Source organism: Metabacillus bambusae (genome assembly GCF_017497975.1).
GTDB lineage: Bacteria > Bacillota > Bacilli > Bacillales > Bacillaceae > Metabacillus > Metabacillus bambusae.
In genome coordinates this window covers 1-857 of sequence record NZ_JAGDEL010000058.1, presented here as the reverse complement: position 1 = coordinate 857, position 857 = coordinate 1, and the positions used below count along the sequence as shown (strand labels likewise).

The 857-nt window shown below is 46.1% G+C and carries 5 tRNA genes and 1 rRNA gene; all 6 read right to left on the bottom strand.

Annotation, left to right across the window (positions count from 1 at the left end):
• Window positions 1-43 precede the first annotated feature (43 nt).
• Window positions 44-115 (bottom strand) — tRNA-Gly (locus tag I7822_RS29490).
• A 10-nt stretch (window positions 116-125) separates the two neighbouring features.
• Window positions 126-211: transfer RNA gene (locus I7822_RS29485), tRNA-Leu, on the bottom strand.
• Between the two features lie 12 nt (window positions 212-223).
• Window positions 224-299, bottom strand: a tRNA-Lys gene (locus I7822_RS29480).
• Between the two features lie 23 nt (window positions 300-322).
• Window positions 323-398: transfer RNA gene (locus I7822_RS29475), tRNA-Thr, on the bottom strand.
• A 14-nt stretch (window positions 399-412) separates the two neighbouring features.
• Window positions 413-488: transfer RNA gene (locus I7822_RS29470), tRNA-Val, on the bottom strand.
• 29 nt (window positions 489-517) lie between these two features.
• Window positions 518-633 (bottom strand): 5S ribosomal RNA (gene rrf / locus I7822_RS29465).
• Between the last annotated feature and the right edge of the window lie 224 nt (window positions 634-857).

The window sequence follows — 857 nt, the reverse complement described above, 5'->3', positions numbered from 1 at the left end:
GTCCTGTGCGTCTGCCAGTTCCGCCACCCCGGCACTTACTAAGAGCGGAAGACGGGATTCGAACCCGCGACCCCCACCTTGGCAAGGTGGTGTTCTACCACTGAACTACTTCCGCAATATTTAATTGGTGCGGGTGAAGGGACTTGAACCCCCACGTCACAAGGACACTAGATCCTAAGTCTAGCGCGTCTGCCAATTCCGCCACACCCGCAAGGTGTGTAAATGGTGAGCCATGAAGGACTCGAACCTTCGACCCTCTGATTAAAAGTCAGATGCTCTACCAACTGAGCTAATGGCTCATTTTTCAATGAGTGATAATAAGTGGTGCCGGCAAGAGGACTTGAACCCCCAACCTACTGATTACAAGTCAGTTGCTCTACCAGTTGAGCTACACCGGCACAATAAATTTAGATGGTGGAGGATGACGGGATCGAACCGCCGACCCTCTGCTTGTAAGGCAGATGCTCTCCCAGCTGAGCTAATCCTCCATTTAAAGATTGTATAATTATAAATATAAACCTGGCAACGTCCTACTCTCACAGGGGGAAACCCCCAACTACCATCGGCGCTGAAGAGCTTAACTTCCGTGTTCGGCATGGGAACGGGTGTGACCTCTTCGCTATCGCCACCAGATATTAATAAATATTATTTTGAACGACATTTACTATTATATTATTTTCCTAAAAAAAATCAAGAGATTTTTTAGGTTTTTTTCAAAGGAAATATTCCCTCAAAACTAGATAACGATTCACAATTCAATTCACTTCATTTAACGCCTTTATTAGGTTAAGTCCTCGATCGATTAGTATCTGTCAGCTCCACACGTCACCGCGCTTCCACCTCAGACCTATCAACCT